The sequence below is a fragment of the Teichococcus aestuarii genome (assembly GCF_042651065.1).
Lineage (GTDB): Bacteria > Pseudomonadota > Alphaproteobacteria > Acetobacterales > Acetobacteraceae > Pseudoroseomonas > Pseudoroseomonas aestuarii.
In genome coordinates, this window is record NZ_JBHSCH010000121.1 from 1 (window position 1) to 5235 (window position 5235).

The 5235-nt window shown below is 72.6% G+C and carries 5 protein-coding genes and 2 pseudogenes; 2 read left to right on the forward strand and 5 right to left on the reverse strand.

Annotated features, from left to right (window positions below):
- The 3 genes and pseudogenes from ACFOY6_RS23545 to ACFOY6_RS23555 all read right to left on the reverse strand — a co-directional run.
- Positions 1 to 597: pseudogene (locus ACFOY6_RS23545) on the reverse strand (hypothetical protein); the annotation flags it as partial.
- Complete coding sequence (argS, locus tag ACFOY6_RS23550; RefSeq protein ID WP_379634221.1) at positions 594 to 2381, reverse strand: arginine--tRNA ligase; 1788 nt, start codon at positions 2379 to 2381, stop codon at positions 594 to 596. The pseudogene ACFOY6_RS23545 and the gene argS, both read right to left, overlap by 4 nt.
- Before the next feature lie 15 nt (positions 2382 to 2396).
- On the reverse strand, positions 2397 to 3548 hold the full coding sequence (locus ACFOY6_RS23555) for a deoxyguanosinetriphosphate triphosphohydrolase (protein WP_379652410.1): 1152 nt from the start codon (positions 3546 to 3548) through the stop codon (positions 2397 to 2399).
- Positions 3549 to 3665: 117 nt separating this feature from the next.
- On the opposite strand from ACFOY6_RS23555, the gene erpA reads away from it, so the two are divergent.
- Positions 3666 to 4016 (forward strand): iron-sulfur cluster insertion protein ErpA, encoded by a 351-nt coding sequence (erpA, locus tag ACFOY6_RS23560; RefSeq protein ID WP_379634223.1) that lies wholly within the window; start codon positions 3666 to 3668, stop codon positions 4014 to 4016.
- Positions 4017 to 4032: 16 nt separating this feature from the next.
- On the forward strand, positions 4033 to 4800 hold the full coding sequence (gene xth, locus ACFOY6_RS23565) for an exodeoxyribonuclease III (protein ID WP_379634225.1): 768 nt from the start codon (positions 4033 to 4035) through the stop codon (positions 4798 to 4800).
- A gap of 40 nt (positions 4801 to 4840) precedes the next feature.
- On the opposite strand, the gene ACFOY6_RS23570 is transcribed toward xth, so the two are convergent.
- Positions 4841 to 5011: a hypothetical protein gene (locus tag ACFOY6_RS23570; RefSeq protein ID WP_379652411.1), complete on the reverse strand. Its 171-nt coding sequence runs from the start codon at positions 5009 to 5011 to the stop codon at positions 4841 to 4843.
- Between the two features lie 2 nt (positions 5012 to 5013).
- Positions 5014 to 5235 (reverse strand): annotated as a pseudogene (locus ACFOY6_RS23575) (hypothetical protein); the annotation flags it as partial.

Here is a 5235-nt window from a genome sequence, read left to right on the forward strand (position 1 = left end):
GTCGGGCCAGGCGAGCAGGTGGTCGCGGTAGGTGGCGCAATCCGGGTTCAGCGCCACGTCGTAGGTGAGGAAGCGGCTGGCGACGGGGGCGTACATCTGGGCCTGCGCCACCGTGCCCGGCTGCGGCGCGGCCGCGCTGCCCGGAGCGCCGTTCTGCCCCCCATCCTGCCCACTGTTCTGCCCTGGGGCCTGGGCCGTCGCGGCCGGCTGGGCGGGCGCCATGGGCGCCACGACGGGCGGCACCACCGGCGGCGGCATGGTCGCGGCGCGCAGCGCATCGAGGTTCGGCGCCTCGGCCGCCGGGCCGAGCCGGCCGGAAGGCTCGAAGCTGCCATTGGCATTGCGCCGCTGGAAGATGATCTCGTCCTGGTTGGCGACGCGCAGCCCGCCGCGGTCGTCGGGCCGCACCTTGATCGGGCGCGAATCCGCCTCCACCACCGGGATGGTGTCGTCGGTGTACTTGCTGACGGCCCAGCCCACCAGGCCACCGACGGCCAGGATGCCGGCGACGCCGCCGGCAATCAGCATCATGCGCCGGGAGCCGCCATCATCGGTGGCTTCCCGCACGCGGTAGGAAGGAATCGGCGCTTCCCTCATCGCATCTCCTCGACCGGTGCGACGCCCATGACCCTGAGGCCCGAGCGGATGATGAGGGCCGTCGCGGCCACCAGGGCCAGACGCGCGCGCGTGGCCTCCGGCTCCTCGGCCCGGATGAAGCGCAGTGTCGCATCATCCCGCCCGCGGTTCCACAAAATATGAAAGTCGCTGGCCAAGTCACCGAGATAAAAGGCAATTCGGTGTGGCTCCCGCGCCGCAGCAGAGGCCTCCACGATGCGCGGCCAGGTGGTCAGGCGGCGAATCAGCGCCAGTTCCGCCGGGTCGCGCAGCGCGCCGAGCGGCACGCCGTCGAGCCCCTCGGTCAGCCCCTGCTCGCCCGCCTGGCGCAGCACGGAGCGGCAGCGCGCATGCGCGTACTGCACGTAGAAGACCGGGTTGTCGCGCGACTGCTCGACCACGCGGTCGAGGTCGAAATCCATCTGTGCGTCGCTCTTGCGCGTCAGCATGGTGAAGCGGACGGCATCCTTGCCGACCTCGTCGATCAGGTCGCGCAGCGTGATGTAGGTGCCGGCGCGCTTGGACATGCGCACCGGCTCGCCGCCCTTCATCACCTTGACGATCTGGCAGAGCAGCACGTCGAGCGGCACGGTGCCGTCGGAGAGCGCCTTGGTCGCCGCCTGCATGCGCCGGACATAGCCGCCATGGTCGGCGCCCCACACCTGCACCAGCTGCTGCATGCCGCGCGCGATCTTGTCGGCGTGGTTGCCGATGTCGTTGGCGAAGTAGGTGTTGCTGCCGTCCGACTTGCGCAGCGGCCGGTCCACGTCGTCGCCGAACCTTGTGGAGGCGAACAGCGTCTGCGGGCGCGGCTCCCAGTCATCCGGCGTCTTGCCCTTGGGCGGCTCCAGCACGCCCTCATAGACGAGGCCCTTCTCCGCCAGCGCGGCAATGGCGGCATCCGCCACGCCGTCCCGCACCAGCTTCGCCTCGCTGATGAACACGTCATGCTCGACGCCAAGCGCCGCCAGATCCTCGCGGATCGCCGCCATCATCTCGCTGACGGCGAATTCGCGCACCGTGTCCAGCCACAGCGCCGCCTCGGCCGGGCGGGCGCCGGGGGCCAGGGAATCGCCATGCGCGGCCTTCAGCGCCTCGCCCACCGGGACCAGGTATTCGCCGCGGTACTGCAGCCCGCCGGGGACAGCCTCGGCATACGCCTCCTCGGTCATCGTGGTGCCGAGGGCCTGCAGGTAGCGCCAGTAGGCGGCGTAGGCGAGCGCCTGCACCTGCGCGCCGGCGTCGTTGATGTAGTATTCCTTGGTGACGGCGTAGCCCGCCTTGTGCAGCAGGTTGGCCAGCGCGTCCCCCACCACGGCGCCGCGGCAATGGCCGACATGCATCGGCCCCGTCGGGTTGGCCGAGACGTATTCCACGTTCACCCGGATGCCGGCGCCGGCCTGCCCGTCGCCATAGGCCTCGCCGGCACGCAGCATCACCGGCACCTGGCCGAGCAGGTAGTCCTCGCGCAGGCGGATGTTGACGAAGCCGGGGCCGGCCGGCGCGGCCTCGGCCACCATCGGCAGCGCGGCCAGCGCGGTGGCCAGCTCGGCCGCCAGCTTCGGCGGCGGCAGCTTCGCCGGCTTCGCCACCACCATGGCGGCGTTGGTGGACATGTCGCCATGCGCCGGGTCGCGCGGCGGCTCGACGGCGACCTTGGCCATCGCCTCCTCCGGCAGCTCGGGCAGCAGGCGGCGCAGGCAGTCCAGCACCCCGGCACGCAGCGCGGCGAAGATGTCCTGGGGCGCGGCTTGGTTCTGTTCCATCAGGGGTCCGTGTCTTCAGCCGGGGATGTGGGGGTCGGTCAGGCGGCGGTGCTCGTCGAGCGCGAAGCGGTCGGTCATGCCGGCGATGTAGTCGCACACCACGCCGGCGCAGGCGGGGCTGCCCGGCTCGCCGGCGCGGTCGCGCCATTCGGGGGGCAGCATGTCCGGGCCGCCATGCAGCAGGCTGAACAGCACCTGCACCACGCGCCGCGATTTCTGCGTGGTGCGGTTGACGCGCCAGTGGCGGTACATGCGCCCGCGCAGGAAGGCGCGCACCTGCTGGTTGGCCTCCTGCATCGGCGCGCTGAAGGCCACCATGGCGCGGCCGGCGGCGCGGATGTCATCGACGCTGGCGGGCGCCAGCGCGGCCAGGCGGCGCCCGGCCTCCTGCACCACGTCCTGCACCATCAGGTTGATGACGCGGCGGATCGCCTCGCTGGCCTGGCGGGCGCGCGGCGCCTCCGGATAGCGCTCGCGCACCTCGCGCACCATGCCGCCGATCAGCGGCAGCGCGGCCGCCTCCTCCAGCGTGAACAGCCCGGCGCGCAGGCCGTCATCGAGGTCGTGGTTGTTGTAGGCGATGTCGTCGGCCAGCGCGGCCACCTGCGCCTCGACCGAGGCATGGCTCTCCAGCGCCAGCGGATGGAGCGAATCGTACTCGGCCATGAAGCTGGAGGGGCGGCGGATCGGGCCGTTGTGCTTGGCCAGCCCCTCCAGCGTCTCCCAGGTCAGGTTCAGCCCGTCGAACTCGGCGTAGCGCTTCTCCAGCACCGTCACCGCCTTCAGGCTCTGCGCGTTGTGGTCGAAGCCGCCATAGGGGCGCATCATGCCGTTCAGCGCCTCCTCCCCGGCATGGCCGAAGGGCGGGTGGCCGAGGTCGTGCGCCAGCGCCAGCGCCTCCGCCAGGTCCTCGTCCACGCCCAGGCGGCGGGCGATGGAGCGGGCGATCTGCGCCACCTCGATGCTGTGGGTCAGCCGGGTGCGGAACTCGTCGCCCTCGTGATAGATGAAGACCTGCGTCTTGTATTGCAGCCGGCGGAAGGCGGCGCTGTGGATGATCCGGTCCCGGTCCCGCTGGAAGGGCGAGCGCACGCCATTGTCCGGCTCCGGGTGGAGGCGGCCACGCGATGTCTCGGCGCGCACGGCATAGGGGGCGAGGTCGGTCATGACGCGCGGGCCTTACCAGCGGTGCGGCATGGCCGCAACGCCGTCCCTGCCCCGCCCCGCCCGGCGTTGGAATTCCCGCCCGCGCCGCCTATGTTCGGGGCCAAGGAGTTCCCGCCCATGCCCGATGGCACCATTCCCGCCCGCTTCTCCGTCACGCCGCGCGCCTTCGCCCAGGTGGCCGAGATCGCCGCGCGCGAGGGCCGCCCCGGCACCGGCCTGCGCGTGGCCGTGCTGGCCGGCGGCTGCTCCGGCTTCCAGTACTCCTTCCAGCTCGACGACGCGGTGGCGGAGGACGATCTGGTGCTGGAGGGCGAAGGCAGCCGGGTGATGATCGACCCCGTCAGCCTCGACCTGCTGGCCGGCGCCCAGCTCGACTGGGCGGACGAGTTGATCGGCGCCCATTTTACGGTGAAGAACCCGCAGGCGGCCTCCGGCTGCGGCTGCGGCGCCTCCTTCTCGCTCGGCTGAGCGGGCCGCCCCGCGCGTGCGCCTCGCCAGCTTCAACGTGAATTCGGTGCGCAAGCGCGTGCCGCATCTCCGCCGCTTCCTCGAGACCGCCCAGCCCGACCTGCTGTTCCTGCAGGAGCTGAAGTGCAAGACCGAGGAATTCCCCGCCGCCGAGTTCGAGGGGCTGGGCTACCGCTGCCACGCGGTGGGCCAGCCCGGCGGGCGCAACGGCGTTGCCGTGCTCGGCCGCGTCGATTTCTCCGTGGTCGCCGAGGGGCTGCCGGGCGAGGAGGAGGACAGCCACGCCCGCTACATCGAGGTGGCGGCGGAGGGGCTCCAGGCCGCCGGCATCTACCTGCCCAACGGCAATTCCGGCGGCGCCGAGGGCTATGCCTACAAGCTGCGCTGGATGGCGCGGCTGCGCGAGATCGCCCAGGCGCGGCTCGACGCCTTCATCCCCTTCGCCATCCTGGGGGACTTCAACGTCTGCCCCACCGGGCTGGACCACGAGCCGGGCGCCATGCCGCCGACCGACGCGCTGGTGCGCCCCGAGAGCCGCGCCGCCTTCCGCGCGCTGGAGCATCTCGGCCTGACCGACGCCGTGCGCGCGCTGCACCCGGCCGAGCGGATCTACACCTACTGGGATTACGGCCCGGCCTTCGAGAGCAACCGCGGCCTGCGCATCGACCACGCCCTGCTCTCGCCCGAGTTGGCCGAGCGCCTTTCCGCCGCCTGGGTCGATCTCGCCCCGCGCAGCCAGGAACAGCCCTCCGACCACACGCCGGTGCTGGTCGACCTCGCCTGAGGCATCGCCCGCCGCCCTGTCGGGCAGCGGGCGGGCCGTCTCACCAGCCGCGATGGTAGTGGTAGCGCGGCGGGGGTGGCGGCGGAGGCGGCGGGGCGTAGTAGTAGCCGCGCGGCGGGCCGTAATAGGCGGGCGCCGGCGCGATCACGCATCCCGCCAGGCCCAGCGCGGCGCCTCCCAACAGCAGGCACGTCATCAGCCGGCGCATCATTCTTACCTCCAACCCGGTTCGACCCAGACCCAGCGGCCGCGGCGCTCCACCCAGCGGCCTTCCCGCCAGCGGCCGCGGCCACGCGGCGGCACCCAGCGGCCCGGCACCCAGTCATAGTTTCCGGCACGCCACACCCAGTGCCCGGGCTGCCATTGGGCGCGTGGCTCCGGCGGGCGGCCACGCGGCCCCTCCGCGCGCGGCGGCGGCGGCGGCGGCGCGCGGCG